The organism is Larkinella ripae (genome assembly GCF_054780775.1).
This window is the reverse complement of the sequence record NZ_BAAGVR010000020.1, coordinates 193,758-209,470: the sequence shown is the minus strand read 5'-3', so window position 1 is coordinate 209,470 and position 15,713 is coordinate 193,758. Positions and strand designations below refer to the sequence as shown.

The following is a 15,713-nucleotide window of genomic DNA, read 5'->3' as shown; positions in this document are numbered from 1 at the left end:
AAGAATGGATAATTAGCGTATTCAGTATTACTTTTAGGTACAATTTCGTATTAAAATCAGTGAAGCTACTCACTAAACCAAAATTCAATGGATGTTCCACAAATAAAGAAGGCAGCGAAGGTTTACGACGTTGTTATTATTGGCTCAGGTGCCGGGGGCGGTATGGCAGCTTACCAACTTTCCAAAGCGGGTGCCACCGTGGCACTCCTGGAAGCCGGGGGCTATTTCGACCCTGCTGATCCTAAGTATATTAACCAGCTCAAGTGGTCGTACGAATCTCCGCGTCGCGGGGCCGGAACCACCCGTGCGTTTGGTGATTTTGATGCCGCCTGGGGAGGCTGGGATATTGAGGGAGAACCGTATTCGGCGGCCAAAGGAACGGAGTTCTACTGGTTTCGTTCACGGATGCTGGGTGGCCGGACCAATCACTGGGGTCGGATTTCGCTCCGGATGGGTCCCGATGATTTCAAACGGAAAAGCCTGACCGGAATCGGAGAAGACTGGCCATTGAGCTACGACGATTACGCCCCGTACTATGATAAAGTGGATGATCTGATCGGGGTCTTCGGGTCGAAAGAAGGCTTGCGGGATGCACCCGATGGCCGGTTTTTGCCCCCGCCGAAACCCCGTTTGCACGAATTGATGATTAAGAAAGGAGCCAAGAGCGTTGGGGTACCCGTTATTCCGTCGCGGCTTTCGATCCTGACCAAACCCATTCACGACCGGGGCGGCTGTTTTTATTGTGCACAGTGCGGTCGGGCGTGTCAGGCGTATGCCGACTTTTCGTCTTCGTCGGTCTTGTGTATTCCGGCCGTAAAAACCGGCAAGGTGACGCTGATCAACAACGCCATGGCGCGGGAAGTGCTGACCGACGCGAAAACCGGTTTGGCGACCGGCGTTTCGTACGTCGATACGCTGACCTTGACCGAGCAGGCGGTTATGGGGAAAGTGGTGGTTTTGGCGGCCAGTACCTGCGAAACCGCCCGGTTGTTGCTAAACTCGAAATCGGCCCGTTTCCAGAACGGTCTGGCCAATTCCAGTGGCGTGGTTGGAAAGTACCTGAATGACTCGACGGGGGCATCGCGTGGCGCCTTTATTCCCGCCTTGATGGACCGCAAACGCTACAACGAAGACGGCGTAGGCGGTGCGCACATCTACTCACCCTGGTGGCTGGATAACAAGAAGCTGGACTTCCCGCGTGGCTACCACATCGAATACGGTGGGGGTATGGGCATGCCGATGTACGGTTTTGGTTTCGGGATGGAAGGCCGGAACGCCATGGTGCCGGGTCGGGATGGCAAACCGAAAGAAGCGGGTGGATACGGAGCCAGCCTGAAAGACGATTTCCGCCGGTTCTACGGGGCCAACATCGGTATGGCCGGTCGCGGTGAGCCGGTTCCGCTGGAAAGCAACTACTGCGAAATCGATCCGAACACGGTGGACAAGTACGGAATTCCGACGCTGCGGTTTAACTACAAATGGTCGGATGCCGAGGTTAAGCAGGCCAAGCACATGCAGGATACGTTTGAAGAAATTATCCACGCCATGGGCGGTATTGCTCTGGGTAAAAAACCGGGTCCGGAAAATAACTATGGGCTGGAAGCGCCCGGAAAAATCATCCACGAAATTGGCACCGCCCGCATGGGGAACGATCCGAAAAACTCGGTATTGAACAAATACTCGCAGGCGCACGATGTCAAAAACCTGTTTGTTGTCGATGCTGCGGCTTTCCCGTCGCAAGGTGATAAAAACGTGACGTGGACGATTCTGGCCAATTCCTGGCGGACTTCCGATTACATCATCGACCAAGTTAAACAGAAGAATATCTAAACCTCTGCGTACCTCCGTTTGTCTCCGCTAAACGCTGCGAAACAGCTTTAAAGTAATTTCGCAGCGTTGAGCAGAGATTGGCCGAGTTACGCGGAGAAAAATTTCAAACCATGAAACGTAGAGATTCTCTCAAAGCCATCACCCTGAGCAGCTTGGGATTTGCCGGGATGAACCCGCAGATTGCCGCTGCCGAGTCGATTGCTCCGCCGGATGTAAAACCGGTGAAAATACCCGGTGGCCGCCAGAAGTTTGAAGCTGAGCGCGATGCCAAACTGAACGGTGATAAATTTTTTACGCCCCACGAACTGAAAACCGTCACGGTACTGGGCGACATCATCATTCCGGCCGACGCCAAATCCGGGAGTGCTTCGCAATCCGGAACCCCGGCGTTTATCGAGTTCATGATGAAGGATCAGCCGCAGTGGCAGACGCCGATGCGCGGAGGAATCCGCTGGCTGGACAATCACTGCGTGAAGCGGTTCGGGAAGAAATTTGCCGACTGCCTGCGCGATCAGCAAATTGCGGTGGTTGACGACATCGCCTATCCCGGCAAGGCCAAACCGGAAATGTCGCAAGGGGTATCATTTTTCAATATGATGCGCGGTTTTGTGGCGACCGGTTTTTTCACCAGCCAGATGGGCATCAAAGACCTCGGCTACGTGGGCAACACCCCTAACCAGTGGGAAGGCGTCCCCGCCGACGTCCTGAAACAGTATAATGTAAGCTACGAAGAGTAAATTATTGAGGAATGAACCCGTGATCCTGAACAATGTACAGACCCATTGGCGGCATTGTTCAGGGTTACGGGTTCGTTGTTAACTTCCATTTTATGGCTTCCCGACGGATTTTTCTTCAGCAGTCCAGCCTGATTGCTTCTTCGCTGGCGTTTTCGCCCCTGACAATTGCCCAGTCGCCGAAAAAAGACAAGCTGGGCGTGGCGCTCGTGGGTCTGGGGTATTACAGCACGGATTTAATCGCCCCGGCGCTCCAGCTGACCAAAAATTGTCAGCTGGCCGGGATCGTCACCGGAACGCCATCGAAAGCCGAAACCTGGGTCAAGAAGTACAACATTCCCGAAAAGAATGTGTACAACTATGATAATTTCGACAAGATTGCCAACAACCCGGACATTGATGTGGTGTACGTGATTCTACCGCCGTCGATGCACCGGGAGTACGTGATTCGGGCGGCCAAGGCCGGCAAACACGTCTGGGTAGAAAAACCGATGGCGATCACCGAGAAAGAGTGCCAGGACATGATCGATGCCTGCAAGCAGTACAAACGGACGCTGGCGGTGGGGTATCGCCTGCAGCACGAACCAAACACGCAGGAGTACATCAAGTTGCTGCGCGACGGAAAAATTGGCAAGATCAAGATGGTCAGTTGTTCGGCGGGATACAACGACAACCGCACGACGCACTGGAAGCAGAAAAAGGAAATGGGCGGGGGCGTGATGTACGATATGGGCGTTTACGTCCTGCAGGGCGCGCGGCTGGCTACGGGTGAAGAACCGGTTTCGGTGACGGCCCAGCAGTTTACCACCCGACCGGAAATCTACAAGAATGGCCTGGACGAGACCACGATGGCTCAACTCGTTTTTCCGAGCGGGGCGCGGGCGGCCGTACAGACCAGCTTCGGCATGAACATGAACTTTCTGAACGTCACGGGCGAAAAAGGATTTTTGAAAATGGAACCGTATTCGGCCTACAACGGGCAAACCGGGGAAGCGTCGGGTGGGGTCAAAATTCACCATCCGTATGAAGTGCCCCGCCAGCAGGCCATGCAGATGGACGACGACGCGGCTGCGATCATGAACAACAAACCGCTGATTGCGCCGGGCGAAGAAGGCTTGCGCGACATCCGGATTGTGGAAGCGATTTACCGGGCGGCCAAATCCGGTCAGGCAGTCAAGTTGACCTAGTTTAACGAGAACATCAATGAAGGAAGCCGGGTGTGCAGGTTATTTTTGGAGCGCACTCGGCTTCCTTTTTTTAGTTATTTGCTCACCCAAGTGTCGGGCGCAACCGGACCAGTGTACGCCCGCTCCGGGGCTGTTTACCGGCTCCCTCCAGATTACGCCCGGGATTGGTTGCCTGCCCTTGAAAATCAAAGCTACGAGTGGGTTGCAGGGCGTGAAGAATGTCCGCTACGTGTATGAGTACCAGGGTGGAGCGGTTCAGGACTCGGAGATCACCCGCGATTCGGTTCATACTTTCCTAAAACCGGGTTTATACCGGGTGCTGCAATACTCGGAACAGGAAAACCGCCAGCTCCGGGCGTGCGCCATCGTGCAGGTTTACGACACCCTCCAACCCGAATTGACGATTTCGGCCTGTCAGACCCGAATCATCGTTTCGATCCCGAAAGCGATTGAGTATCAATACGATTGGTATACCGTCGATTGGGGCGATGGCAGTCGGGAACAGCTTGGCGGAGCCACTCCGGTGGGGGTTCATACGTATTCGGATGAGCAGGCGCGGACCATTCGCGTTCGCGGGGTCCATTTGTACGGCGATTGTGGCGGAACGTCGCAGCTGGTTTTCCGGCCCGATACCAAAGCGACCCTGCCCGTCATTGAGCACGTACAAGCGGTGGGTGCCCGCGCCCTGGAACTCCGCATTCGCAATCCGGACGGGAATCGCTACTGGATCGAACAGCGAATTCCCGGCGGGGATTACGTGCGAAAAACCGCCCATTCCGAAGCCGCCCTGACGACCCAGATGGACGCTGATACGACAGTTTCAACCTGTTTTCGGGTGGTGCTGGCCGATACGTGTTTATCGGCACCCCCGGCCGCCGAAGTTTGTTACGTACCCCCAAAACCGCCTGATCCGCTACCCATTCCCGACTCGACGGTTTTCATGCCCGATGCATTCAGCCCGAACGCCGATGGAATCAACGACCGGTTTTTTCCGCAGGGCTTGTTGGGCGGAACCCTCCGCTTAACGGTTTACAACCGCTGGGGTGAAGTGGTTTTTCGCTCCGACAATGCCGCCGACGGCTGGGATGGTTACCAACGCGATCAGCCGCTGCCGGCGGGGGCGTATGCCTACCGGCTGGAGATGGTAAAACCGGATGGGAAACGCCAGGAAAAACGGGGAACGGTGCTGCTGCTGAAATAACAATTGAAAATAAGCCCGCTCCGGTCATTTGAACTTAGCGCGAATGATGCGATTATTGCAGTAGCCGGGCCAATTAAGTTCTAATGAAGTTCGCTACCTGAAATGCACCCGGCACCTTTATGTTAGATCAATACAAACAGCAGCATCCTTATCTGGTGGCCCTGGATTCCATTATTTTTGGTTTCGACGGGGAAAATTTAAAAGTCTTGCTCGTCAAACGGGGGGTGGAAGAGAAAACCTGGTCGCTGATGGGGGGGTGGTTGCAACCGGACGAAGGACTGGAACAGGCGGCAAACCGCATTCTGTTTGACCTGACGGGCCTGACCAGCGTGTACCTGGAGCAGTTGCACGCCTTTGGAAATCCGGATCGGGACCCGATTGTTCGGACGATTTCGGTGGCGTATTTCTCGCTGCTCAAAATTGCGGATTATGAATCGAAAATTTCGGGTACCTTCCAGACGCGCTGGTTCTCCATTTACGACCTGCCGCCCCTGCTGTTCGACCACGGTGACATGGTGGATTTGGCCCTTAAAAGATTGCGCTACAAAGCCGCCCAGCACCCAATCGGTTTTGAGCTGTTGAATGAAAAATTTACGATTCCCCAGCTCAAGAAGCTGTACGACGCCATTTACCATACCGAGTTCGACAAACGCAATTTTAGCCGGAAAATCCTTTCGACCAATCTCCTCATCAAACTGCCCGAAAAACAGAAAGGATTCTCCAAACGGGGGGCCTTTTTTTACACGGTTGATACCGAAAAATACCGTCAGGTTGCGGATACGTTTCTGAATTTTATCCCGACCCAGTAGCAGGTCGTCGCCTTACGATCCCGGAATTATTCAAGCACTTGCTGACATAAGAAAAAAAACTGCCATATTTTTTAGTTGTCGTATTGACAATTAAAAAACAAATCTCAACTTTGCACCTGCGTTAAGTGTCAATTTAACACCAATGGTTTCAGAGAAGCCCGGTGGATTTTTTCCTAGGGTTTTTCACCAGTTTAGGTCGATCCTTTTACGCACGACTCAGGTAAACACCGGCAATAACCGAATCAATTCAGCATAATTATTCCGAAAACGATGACACCGATCTCATTGGGCGAAAAGCAATACTTTAAAGGCATTGAGGCCATTGCCTACGAAGGCCCTAAATCCAAAAATCCGCTGGCGTTCAAGTGGTACAATCCGGACCTGACGATTGGCGGCAAAACCCTGCGGGAGCAGTTGCGGTTTGCCATCAGCTACTGGCATACGTTCACCGGCGCCGGGGGCGATCCGTTTGGTCCCGGTACGCGGATTTTTGCCTGGGATGACCACCAGGATGCCAACACCCGGGCCCGGATGAAGATGGACGCGGCTTTTGAGTTTATCACCAAAATGGGCGCGCCTTATTACTGTTTCCACGATATCGACCTGGTTGACGAAGGCGGTTCGGCTGTGGAATACGAAAAACGCTTGCAGGCCATTGTCGCGTATGCGCAGCAGAAGCAGCAGGAAACGGGGGTCAAGCTGTTGTGGGGCACGGCCAATGTGTTTTCCAATCCGCGTTACATGAACGGTGCCGCTACGAACCCGGATTTCGCCGTGCTGGCCTACGCCGGAACCCAGGTTAAAAACGCCATTGATGCCACGATTGCCCTAGGGGGTGAAAATTACGTGTTCTGGGGTGGACGGGAAGGGTATATGTCCCTGCTGAACACCAACATGAAACGGGAAATCGAGAACATGGCGCAGTTTCTGACCATGGCCCGGGATTACGCCCGCAAGCAGGGTTTCAAAGGTACGTTCTTTATTGAGCCAAAACCGATGGAGCCCACGAAGCACCAGTACGATTTCGATGCGGCCACGGTTATCGGGTTTTTGCGACAGTATGGACTGGACCAGGATTTTCAATTGAATATCGAAGTCAACCACGCGACGCTGGCGGGCCACACCTTCGAACACGAATTGCAGGTCGCGGCCGACGCCGGCATGCTGGGAAGCATCGACGCCAACCGGGGTGATTATCAGAACGGCTGGGATACCGATCAGTTTCCGATCAATTTGTACGAACTGGTCGAAGCGGCTTTGGTGATTCAGCAGGCGGGGGGAATCAAACCGGGAGGAATTAATTTCGATGCGAAGGTGCGCCGGACGTCAACGGATCTGGACGATCTTTTCATCGCCCACATCAGCGGAATGGATGCGTTTGCCCGGGCATTTATCGTTGCCGACGCCATTTTGCAGGATTCCGATTACCGCAAATTCCGCACGGAGCGCTACGCATCCTACGATCAGGGACCGGGAAAAGCCTTCCGGGAAGGAAGCCTGACACTGGAAGATTTGCGCAGTTACACCCTCGAAAACGGCGAACCGCAAGTCCGGAGCGGCAAACAGGAATGGCTGGAAAGTTTGATCAATCAGTACATTTAAGGTTGATTATAAGTGATTAATCGTTAGGAGTCGAAAGGCACAAACGGCGGGATAAAATCCGGCTGATGCTGGGCAATTAACTCCGGAATGGGCGAATAAATCGGCTGTTCCTTGCTTAAAAGCAGCGTTCAACGAAGTCGCTACCGATTGAATAGCGGTGTGCCTGTCAACGAAAGAAAGCCCGGAACTTCCGGGCTTTCTTTCGTTGATCCGATCCGGTCTTTTGCCCACAAAAGCGTCACTGCCCGGCCTGCTCGAGTTGCTGGAGATTCCTGCGGGCTTCCGCATAATCCGGTTTCAGCAGAACCGCCCGGCGAATGTCGGCCAGCGCTCCGGCCCGGTCGCCGAGGTAAAACCGGTCGACACCCCGGTTATGCAGCGCCGTCGGATCGTTGGGCTTGTACCGGAGGTAGCGGTCGTAATCCGCCAGCGATTCCCGGTAGTGTTTCAATTGAAGAAACGTAAAGCCGCGGGCGTTCGACACCAGCGTATCCTTGCCGGGTTCCAGAGCAAGTGTCCGATTGAAATCGCGCAGGGCATCCCGAAACCGGTTCAGGTGGTTGTAGGTCAGGCCCCGGTTATAATACACATCACTCTTCGTTGAATCCATTCGAATGGCCTGGTCATACAGGTCCAGCGCTTTGGCAAACTCTTTTTTGAGACCATACGCATTGCCCAATCCTTCGTAACAGTGGTAGCGAGTGCTGCCGTTTTGGACCGCTGCCTGAAACTGCTGCATGGCTTCGTCGATGCGGTTTTTCTTGCCGTAGTAATCACCCAGTCCTTCGTGCATCTGGTCGTTGTCGGGGTAAAATTGCAACGCGTGTTTCCAGAGCGTTTCGGTGTTCTGCCAAACTTTCACTTGCTGGCTTGTCAGGTAAAAACACAAAATTGCAAAAACCGCCAGCCCGGTGGTTGCCAGGCGCTTCCGGGAAGGAGACGACTGGGTGATCAAGTGTAAACCGTAGACGGCGAAGAAGATAAGCCCGAAATAAGACAGGTAACTATAGCGGTCGGCCATAATCGCAGCCCCAACCGTCATGAATTGCAGCACCAGGATAATCGTCAGCAGGAAAAAACCGAGTCCGAAAACCGTCAGCCGCTGTCCTTCGGTTTTGGCCGTAAAAAACCACCTGACCGTAAAACCGACTACCAGCAGAAAGACGAGCGGTCCCAGCCAGTGGTGCGGCTCAATGGCCCGGACGTTTTCGGGATACGGATAAAATGCCGACAATCGGAACGGCGCCACCAGCTTGACCAGGTACATCAAAAAACCGTAGCTGCCGTAGACCAGCCAGCGGGCGGCAAACGGCTCCTGACCCACCGCGTCTTTTTTCTCCGCCAAGCGGATCAGCCAGCCGTGAAAATCGCTCCCGGTCTGCACATCGGTTGCCATCAGACCCACTAAAACCGCAACCCCAAAAAACGGGAGTTTTTCAAGCCAGGCCGCCGGTTTCAGGACGGCTTTTCGGCCCTGATCACCGGCCAGCCAATAATCAAACAGCAGCAGCACGAGCGGCAGGCTTACGGCCATCGCCTTCGCCATGCATGAAAGTACAAACAAACAGAACGTGAAAAAAAGCCATCGATAAGCGCCGGTTTTTCGGAAGCGAAAGTAGGTCAGGCAGGCCGACAGATAGAAAAAGGTGTAGAGCACATCCTTGCGTTCCGACACCCAGATCACCGACTCGACGTGCATCGGATGCAGACCCCACAAGGCCGCTACCAACAGGCCAACCCAGCGGTTTCGGTGGCTCAACCGGTAAGCCAGAAAAAAAACCAGCAGGGTGTTCAGCAAATGGATAACCGTGTTCGTCATGATAAACGAATCGGCCTGCGGACCAAACAAAGCCGAGTTGGCCGCCAGCGACAGCATGGTCAGCGGGTGATAGTTCAGCGCGACGACCGATTTCAGCAGGACGCTGACGTTTGGTGCGGTGGGGGTGAGCACATACGGGTTTCCAAACACATACTCTGCGTCGTCCCAATCGACAAAATCGTTACCGAACCCGAAAGCGTAGGCAATGAAGACCGTCAGCAACAGCAAGGTGAGCCAGACTGCCAGCGGTAAACCAGGTTTTCGGGGCGGTGTGACTGAATGGGGCGGGATGGGCTGGGAGCGCAGCGTCGCCGGAACGGGTGGACGAGCCGGAGTGGGAGCGGTGCTGGAGCGCGGCAGAGGCCGCTGTCCGGCTGGGTAGTGTTTTGCCATAATGGGACAGATTGCGAAGAGTTTCCCGCAAAAGCTGTACCACTCGATCAATCTGACAATACTTGATGGGACCTAAAAAATCCCCGCTCCGGAGCGGGGATTTTTTATCAGCGAGATGGGCCGTTATTCCTTGACCACTTTATCCACTTTTCCTCGTTCATCCTTTAGCTTGGGGCGTTTTACACCGTGCGAACCGCGCCAGATCTTACCGCGTTTGGTTTTGACATCTCCTTTTCCCATGTTCAGAAATTTAGTTTTACAGATTCAACAGACCATGATACTCGTAATCGTCAACAAGAAATCATAATTAATCATTTAATCGGAATAATCAAAACCGGGGCCACTCCCGATTAACCCGGTCAAACGTCGCCACCTTCCGGGCTTTTCAGTCCGCGTGTCAGTCGGATTTCGAAACATATGCCGGTCTAAAAGGTTAGCCATAAAAAATTAAACGATCAAGAAAGGTATGGCAACTACGAAAACATCGGTTTCGGGCAATTCCGCAGGGGGACAGTTTGAGCCGGAAATCAGCGGGTCGAGTCTGATTAATGTGGGCGAGGAAGAGCGCGTGTGGTCCACCGTTGGGGGCGGATTATTACTGACGTATGGACTCAAAAGAGCGTCGGTGGGTGGCATTTTACTGGCCGCCATCGGTGGTTACCTGGCGTACCGGGGCATGTCCGGACATTGTCCGGTCAGTGAAACCCTGGGCCGAAATACCGCCGAAGGGCAGGATATTGTACCGTCGCCCATCGAAATCTCCGTGAGCCAGACGATTTATAAACCCCGTAACGAAGTCTATAAATTCTGGCGGCAACTGGAAAACCTGCCCCGGTTTATGTCCCACCTGAAAGAAGTAAAGCAGTTGGATTCGACGCACTCGCACTGGGTGGCTCAGTTGGGCGAGGGCAAGGTGGCTGAAGCCGTCGGCTCGGTGGAATGGGACGCCCAGATTATTCACGAAACCGCCAACGAGCGGCTGGTCTGGAAATCGGTGGAAGGCGCCAGCATCGACAATGCGGGTGAGGTGCGGTTTACGGACTCGGCGGACGGCTTCGGAACCGAAATTCAGGCAACGATCCATTACCGCCCACCCGTTGGCCATTTGGGAAGTGCGGTCATGAAGCTGTTCAATCCGACGTTTGCTCAACTGATTGAAAAAGATCTGCGCCGGTTCAAGGAGATTATGGAGCAGGACGAAATTTCGTCGGCACAAACCGAGCTGACTTCGGGCGCAGCCCAGATTTAAGGAAATAAACAAAAAGAAATGAACAGTTTGAAGTCTTGGTTAACAGTCTGATTATCAATATAAGTTCTTGTTGATTAGTTATTTTTCATTGTTCATTTAAAAAAAATAGCGGGCAGAGAATAGGGGGAACGCCGTTGCTGGCGGTCATTAGGGCGAACAGTAAACAAACTACCTGATGGACTTGCAGCAACTGGAGCACGATCTGCTCCCCCTGACGGCCTATGCCGCTCCGGTCATCGTCGGCTCTGTGCTTCTTGAATTCTGGCTGACCCGCCACGACGAGGAACACCGGTATCAAAGCCGGGATTTCTGGTCGTCAGTGGGCATCGGAGCCGGCAGCCTGCTCATCAATGCCATTCTGAAAACCAGCGTTTTTGGAATGGCATTGTTTTTATCCCAACTCACCCCCTGGCGGTTCGCGAGCCACTGGTGGACCTGGATTCTGGCCTACGCGCTGATCGATTTCTGCAATTATTTTGCGCACTTCATTGCCCACAAACAGCGGGTCTGGTGGGCCACGCACGTTACGCACCACTCGTCCGAGCACCTTAATTTCTCGACGGCCTTCCGCAATTCGTGGACCCAGCACCTAAAGATTATTTTTTTCATTCCGGCCTGGCTGTCGGGCATCGATCTGATTGTCCTGTTGACCTGTTACCAGATTAATCTTCTGTACCAGTTCTGGATTCACACGGAGATGATTGGCAAATTGCCGCGCTGGTTCGAGTTTCTTTTCGTTACGCCCTCGCACCACCGGGTCCATCACGGCAGCAACGACCGGTACATCGATAAAAATTTTGGTTCCTCACTCATCATCTGGGACCGCCTGTTCGGGACGTTTCAGGAAGAGGACGAAAAACCGGTTTACGGCCTGACCAAACCCGTTGAATCGTTCAACCCGGTTTATCTGAACTTTCACGTCTGGGTGGATATTGGCCGGGACTTACGGCGGGCCAGATCCGCCCGGGAAGCCTGGCACGTTTTGTTTGGGCCTCCCTGAGCGGTTTTTCTTTTTAAATGCCTGATCTCCATTCTCACCATTTGCAACCGATTGTCCGGCTTTTACATCTTTATCCTGAAGCGGCAGACCGGACCCATTAGCATCCTCCCAGCATGAAAAAGTACGTATTGATTACCGGAGCCAGCGCCGGTTTAGGAAAAGCCCTGGCGCTCGAACTGGCGCGGCAGGGCCATAACCTGATTCTGGTGGCGCTTCCCCATGAAAACCTGCCGGAACTGGCCCGGCAAATTCAGATGACCTGCAATGTCAGTGTCGAATTTTACGAAACCGACCTATGTTCCCGCCCCAACCTCGAAAAGCTGGTGGCCTGGCTGACGGTTTCGCAGTTCAGCATTTTTTACCTGATCAACAATGCGGGAATCGGTGGTTCGCAGGCTTTTGAGCAGGCCGACACCGAAAAAATTGAGCGCATCCTTCAACTAAACATCGTCGGCACTTCCTTGCTGACGCGCCTGATGCTGCCGTTTCTGCTGCAGTTTCCGCAGTCGTACATCCTGAACGTGTCGAGCATGGCGGCTTTTTCGCCCATTCCCTACAAAACCGTCTATCCGGCTTCCAAGGCGTTCATTTACTCGTTTTCGCTCGGACTGCGGGCGGAACTCAGCGCGCTGGGGGTGAATGTCAGCGTGGTACATCCCGGCCCCATGCCCCACTCGCCGGAAAACCAGGCCCGACTGCGCAAACACGGTCGTTTGGGCCGGATGGCGACGGTGCCCCTGGAGGTGATTGCTCAAATCGCGCTCCGGCGGGTAGAACAGGGACAGTCGGTAATCATTCCGGGCTGGACCAATAAGGTGGGGTACTGGATGACCCGCTGGATTCCGTGGTCGTGGCGCAAACCGTTGATGGTATCGATGCTTCGCAAAGAACTCAGTCCGGCCCTATGAAAGTGTTGTTAACCGGCGCAACCGGCTTATTGGGAACCCATATTTCCGGGGAGTTGCTGCGGCAGGGGTATGAAGTCAGGGCGGTTTATCGGTCGCTGCCAGCGGACCTGCAACGCTTGCCGTGGTTTCGGGACATCGAATGGGTGAAAGCCGCCATCACGAATCCGGCAGAGGTGGAAAAAGCCGTAAAAGGTTGTCAGGCCTTAATTCACGCAGCCGCCCGAACCGATCCGTATCCAACGCATCTGGCGGCCTATTACGATGCCAACATTGCCAGCACGGAACACCTTCTGGCCGCTGCCCGAAAATGGGACGTTTCGCGTTTGGTGTACGTCAGCACCGCGTCGGTTTTCCGGCCGGGCAGCCTGGACAATCCGGCCACTGAAGAAAGTCCCTATGCGTTTAACCTGATGGCGTCGGGCTACATCGCCAGCAAGTACGAAGCGCAGCAGCGAGTTGCCTCCGCCGTTCAAAATGGCGTTAATGCCGTGATTGTCAACCCGACGTTTATGCTGGGTCCCAACGATTTTAAACCGAGTTCCGGCGCGGTCATTCAGTACGTAATGAAAAACCGCCTGGTGTTTTACCCGGGTGCGGGCGGGAAAAGTTTCATTGATGTTCGGGATGCGGCCCGGGCGACGGTCAACGCCCTAAGGCTGGGCCGGGCGGGCGAAAGCTACCTGCTGGCCGGGGAGAATCTGCCCTATGACCGGTTTTTTCCGCTGCTGGCGCAGTTAACCGGCCAGCGAAAACAACTGCATTCAATACCACCCTCCCTGATTCAACTGGCGGGGCGCCTGGGTTCAGCCGGTGAGTGGTTGCTGCAAAAGGGCTTGCCCCTCAACCGAATCAACGCCACCTTGCTGACCCAGGAAAATTATTATTCCGGCACCAAAGCCCAACGGGAATTAAACATGCCGGTTTCGCCCGTCAGCAAGGCCATTGATGACGCAATGGACTGGTTTAAGGAGTAACAGGCCAAACATATTGAATTTTCTTTCAAGGCGCTTTCCGAATGGGTTTATTTCTGCCTGCTATAAAATTAGATCGTTCGGGATTGAAAAATTTCTACATTTTACATTCGACATTTTACATGTATACTTTCTGATAAATTCCAATCAGGACTATGCTATCGCTACAAACCAATCGCTTTCATAAAACCGTCCCGGTAATTGCTGCCAATCGGTAATTCGGTTTTGTCGATAAAAACCCGGTTTCCTTCGATGTGCGTTATTCTGGATTTGTTGATGATAAAGGAACGGTGGATTCGGAGAAAAAGAGATTTGGGAAGCAGTTCTTCAAAACCGGAAAACGTCATGCCCGGAAAGACGGTTTGCTGGGTCGTAACGATCTTGGTATAATTGCCATTTGCTTCGGCATACAGGAGGTCGCTGTGAAAAATTTTATAAATTTTTCCGTCGGTTTTTATAAAAAGATACGCTTCTGTCTGGGTGTCGGTACGATCAGCGGAAACCGCCCTGGTCGCCTGAAGCTGGGTCACCGCTTTATCAATGGCGACCATGAAGCGTTCCAGCGAAAACGGTTTCAGTAAATAATCGCAAGCGGCCAAATCAAAAGCCTCCAGCGCAAATTCTTTATACGCCGTTGTAAAAATAACCTGCGGTTTTTGTTGCAGAGTTTTTAAAAAAGAAATGCCGCTCAGAACCGGCATGTTAATATCCAGAAATAGAATGTCAATGGCGTGTTGCTGAAAAACCGCCTTTGCCTCCAGGGCATTACCGCAGGATGCCACCACCCGCAGATAGGGAAAATGGCTGCAATAGGTTTGGATAATGTCGCGGGCAATGGGCTCGTCATCGACAATCAGGCACTGAAAGGTTGTCATTTTACTTTGAGTTGGAGCATAACCGTAAAAAAACCGTCCTGGCTGTCTAATACCAGTTCATGGGCCTTGGGGTACAATAAGTCCAGCCTTTTCCGCACATTCGCCAGGCCCAGTCCCCGGTTTTTTCCCGGCTCTGGACGATTATCCCCGCGATTCTCAGCCTTCGTATTTTTAACCGAAAACAGGAGCGAATTGCCCCAGGTTTTCAGCGAAATGTCAATTGAGATGGTTTGATCAGCCGAGTTTTTGGCGTGTTTGAACGCATTTTCGATAAACACAATCAACAACATGGGCGCAATGGCGATGTTCGAATGCGCGGTTTCTTCCAGGGTTGTTACCAAGTTTAACCGCTCACCGATCCGGATTTTTTCAAAGTCAATGTAGTTGTTTAGGTACGCCAGTTCGTCCTGTAAAGGAACAAATAATTCTTTCGTATCGTAAACCGAATAGCGCAGTAAATCCGACAATTTGAGCAACAGCGTCGGGATTTTATCCGGCTGCGTTAGTGACAGTCCGTATAAATTATTCAGCGTATTAAACAAAAAATGCGGGCTCAGCTGCGATTGCAACAAATAGAGTTCACTCTGGCTTTGGGCAGCCATGGCCTTGGCTTCCTGCAACTGATTTTTTACCGCCACCTGACTTAATTTAATCAGAATTCCGGCCACCATACAAAAAATAAAAAGCGGTATATAAAATAGGAGAAGATTGAGAAATAAACGCCCATTCAACGGAAATTCAGCGTGCACAAACAGCCAGGTCGTAAAACTTAAACCGACCAGTGAAAGAAGGATAAAATGCCAGGCCGGGATGCGTTTTGAAGTCCAGAGCTGTGATAAATACCGCCCACTATAAATACCACCAAAAAAGATAATTAATGCTAGCAAGGCGGCTTCTTCATCATCTTTTTCCACGAAAATTTTTGTGTAAAAATTAGACGCTAGATAAACCGGCAGTCCGGTGAGCAGGACAATGAGAAAGTGTTTTTGCAGTCCGGTCAAATCCGAATCGGACGTTGTCTGTGTTTTTTTCATGCTTAAGTGCTCCGCGAACGATTCAGTATTCTCACAAAGCTGGTCAGTTTCCGCCAATTGAGACGACAGAACGGACGAATACCGGCAAATTCAGGACAGAA

General features: G+C 52.8%; 14 protein-coding genes. 10 read left to right on the top strand and 4 right to left on the bottom strand.

What is annotated here, in order from left to right; translation table 11 throughout:
* Nucleotides 1–87: 87 nt before the first annotated feature.
* From ACYVHX_RS11985 to xylA, 6 genes are all read left to right on the top strand, one after another.
* Nucleotides 88–1,830: a GMC oxidoreductase gene (locus ACYVHX_RS11985; protein WP_460671879.1), complete on the top strand. Its 1,743-nt coding sequence runs from the start codon at nt 88–90 to the stop codon at nt 1,828–1,830.
* A 110-nt stretch (nt 1,831–1,940) separates the two neighbouring features.
* Nucleotides 1,941–2,567, top strand: a complete 627-nt coding sequence (locus ACYVHX_RS11980; protein ID WP_460671878.1) for a gluconate 2-dehydrogenase subunit 3 family protein — start codon at nt 1,941–1,943, stop codon at nt 2,565–2,567.
* A 92-nt stretch (nt 2,568–2,659) separates the two neighbouring features.
* Entirely contained in the window at nt 2,660–3,751 is a 1,092-nt protein-coding gene (locus ACYVHX_RS11975) for a Gfo/Idh/MocA family protein (RefSeq protein WP_460672045.1), read from the top strand.
* Nucleotides 3,752–3,929: 178 nt separating this feature from the next.
* Nucleotides 3,930–4,952, top strand: a complete 1,023-nt coding sequence (locus tag ACYVHX_RS11970) for a gliding motility-associated C-terminal domain-containing protein (protein ID WP_460671877.1) — start codon at nt 3,930–3,932, stop codon at nt 4,950–4,952.
* A 119-nt stretch (nt 4,953–5,071) separates the two neighbouring features.
* Nucleotides 5,072–5,761: an NUDIX hydrolase gene (locus ACYVHX_RS11965; RefSeq protein ID WP_460671876.1), complete on the top strand. Its 690-nt coding sequence runs from the start codon at nt 5,072–5,074 to the stop codon at nt 5,759–5,761.
* Between the two features lie 270 nt (nt 5,762–6,031).
* Nucleotides 6,032–7,363: a xylose isomerase gene (gene xylA / locus ACYVHX_RS11960; RefSeq protein ID WP_460671875.1), complete on the top strand. Its 1,332-nt coding sequence runs from the start codon at nt 6,032–6,034 to the stop codon at nt 7,361–7,363.
* Nucleotides 7,364–7,601: 238 nt separating this feature from the next.
* On the opposite strand, the gene ACYVHX_RS11955 is transcribed toward xylA, so the two are convergent.
* Nucleotides 7,602–9,575 (bottom strand): tetratricopeptide repeat protein, encoded by a 1,974-nt coding sequence (locus ACYVHX_RS11955; RefSeq protein WP_460671874.1) that lies wholly within the window; start codon nt 9,573–9,575, stop codon nt 7,602–7,604.
* A 123-nt stretch (nt 9,576–9,698) separates the two neighbouring features.
* A complete protein-coding gene (locus ACYVHX_RS11950) occupies nt 9,699–9,815 on the bottom strand; it encodes a 30S ribosomal protein THX (protein ID WP_460671873.1) in 117 nt (38 codons plus the stop codon).
* 226 nt (nt 9,816–10,041) lie between these two features.
* On the opposite strand from ACYVHX_RS11950, the gene ACYVHX_RS11945 reads away from it, so the two are divergent.
* From ACYVHX_RS11945 to ACYVHX_RS11930, 4 genes are all read left to right on the top strand, one after another.
* Nucleotides 10,042–10,824: an SRPBCC family protein gene (locus ACYVHX_RS11945; RefSeq protein WP_460671872.1), complete on the top strand. Its 783-nt coding sequence runs from the start codon at nt 10,042–10,044 to the stop codon at nt 10,822–10,824.
* A gap of 175 nt (nt 10,825–10,999) precedes the next feature.
* The gene (locus tag ACYVHX_RS11940) at nt 11,000–11,824 is read left to right on the top strand and encodes a sterol desaturase family protein (protein WP_460671871.1); all 825 of its coding nucleotides are present in this window, start codon (nt 11,000–11,002) and stop codon (nt 11,822–11,824) included.
* A 113-nt stretch (nt 11,825–11,937) separates the two neighbouring features.
* Nucleotides 11,938–12,732, top strand: coding sequence for an SDR family NAD(P)-dependent oxidoreductase (locus ACYVHX_RS11935; RefSeq protein WP_460671870.1), 795 nt, complete (start codon nt 11,938–11,940; stop codon nt 12,730–12,732).
* Nucleotides 12,729–13,706, top strand: coding sequence for an NAD-dependent epimerase/dehydratase family protein (locus ACYVHX_RS11930; protein ID WP_460671869.1), 978 nt, complete (start codon nt 12,729–12,731; stop codon nt 13,704–13,706). The genes ACYVHX_RS11935 and ACYVHX_RS11930 overlap by 4 nt, the downstream gene beginning before the upstream one ends.
* A gap of 161 nt (nt 13,707–13,867) precedes the next feature.
* On the opposite strand, the gene ACYVHX_RS11925 is transcribed toward ACYVHX_RS11930, so the two are convergent.
* Together ACYVHX_RS11925 and ACYVHX_RS11920 are read right to left on the bottom strand one after the other, a co-directional pair.
* Nucleotides 13,868–14,578, bottom strand: a complete 711-nt coding sequence (locus ACYVHX_RS11925; protein WP_460671868.1) for a LytR/AlgR family response regulator transcription factor — start codon at nt 14,576–14,578, stop codon at nt 13,868–13,870.
* Nucleotides 14,575–15,612, bottom strand: a complete 1,038-nt coding sequence (locus ACYVHX_RS11920; protein ID WP_460671867.1) for a sensor histidine kinase — start codon at nt 15,610–15,612, stop codon at nt 14,575–14,577. The genes ACYVHX_RS11925 and ACYVHX_RS11920 overlap by 4 nt, the downstream gene beginning before the upstream one ends.
* Nucleotides 15,613–15,713: the final 101 nt, after the last annotated feature.

What these genes read in the sequence shown, in the direction of transcription:
- ACYVHX_RS11985 (WP_460671879.1), top strand. Translation starts at nt 88, where the DNA reads ATGGATGTTCCACAAATAAAGAAGGCAGCGAAGGTTTACGACGTTGTT.
- ACYVHX_RS11980 (WP_460671878.1), top strand. Translation starts at nt 1,941, where the DNA reads ATGAAACGTAGAGATTCTCTCAAAGCCATCACCCTGAGCAGCTTGGGA.
- ACYVHX_RS11975 (WP_460672045.1), top strand. Translation starts at nt 2,660, where the DNA reads ATGGCTTCCCGACGGATTTTTCTTCAGCAGTCCAGCCTGATTGCTTCT.
- ACYVHX_RS11965 (WP_460671876.1), top strand. Translation starts at nt 5,072, where the DNA reads ATGTTAGATCAATACAAACAGCAGCATCCTTATCTGGTGGCCCTGGAT.
- xylA (WP_460671875.1), top strand. Translation starts at nt 6,032, where the DNA reads ATGACACCGATCTCATTGGGCGAAAAGCAATACTTTAAAGGCATTGAG.
- ACYVHX_RS11955 (WP_460671874.1), bottom strand. Translation starts at nt 9,575, where the DNA reads ATGGCAAAACACTACCCAGCCGGACAGCGGCCTCTGCCGCGCTCCAGC.
- ACYVHX_RS11950 (WP_460671873.1), bottom strand. Translation starts at nt 9,815, where the DNA reads ATGGGAAAAGGAGATGTCAAAACCAAACGCGGTAAGATCTGGCGCGGT.
- ACYVHX_RS11945 (WP_460671872.1), top strand. Translation starts at nt 10,042, where the DNA reads ATGGCAACTACGAAAACATCGGTTTCGGGCAATTCCGCAGGGGGACAG.
- ACYVHX_RS11940 (WP_460671871.1), top strand. Translation starts at nt 11,000, where the DNA reads ATGGACTTGCAGCAACTGGAGCACGATCTGCTCCCCCTGACGGCCTAT.
- ACYVHX_RS11935 (WP_460671870.1), top strand. Translation starts at nt 11,938, where the DNA reads ATGAAAAAGTACGTATTGATTACCGGAGCCAGCGCCGGTTTAGGAAAA.
- ACYVHX_RS11930 (WP_460671869.1), top strand. Translation starts at nt 12,729, where the DNA reads ATGAAAGTGTTGTTAACCGGCGCAACCGGCTTATTGGGAACCCATATT.
- ACYVHX_RS11925 (WP_460671868.1), bottom strand. Translation starts at nt 14,578, where the DNA reads ATGACAACCTTTCAGTGCCTGATTGTCGATGACGAGCCCATTGCCCGC.
- ACYVHX_RS11920 (WP_460671867.1), bottom strand. Translation starts at nt 15,612, where the DNA reads ATGAAAAAAACACAGACAACGTCCGATTCGGATTTGACCGGACTGCAA.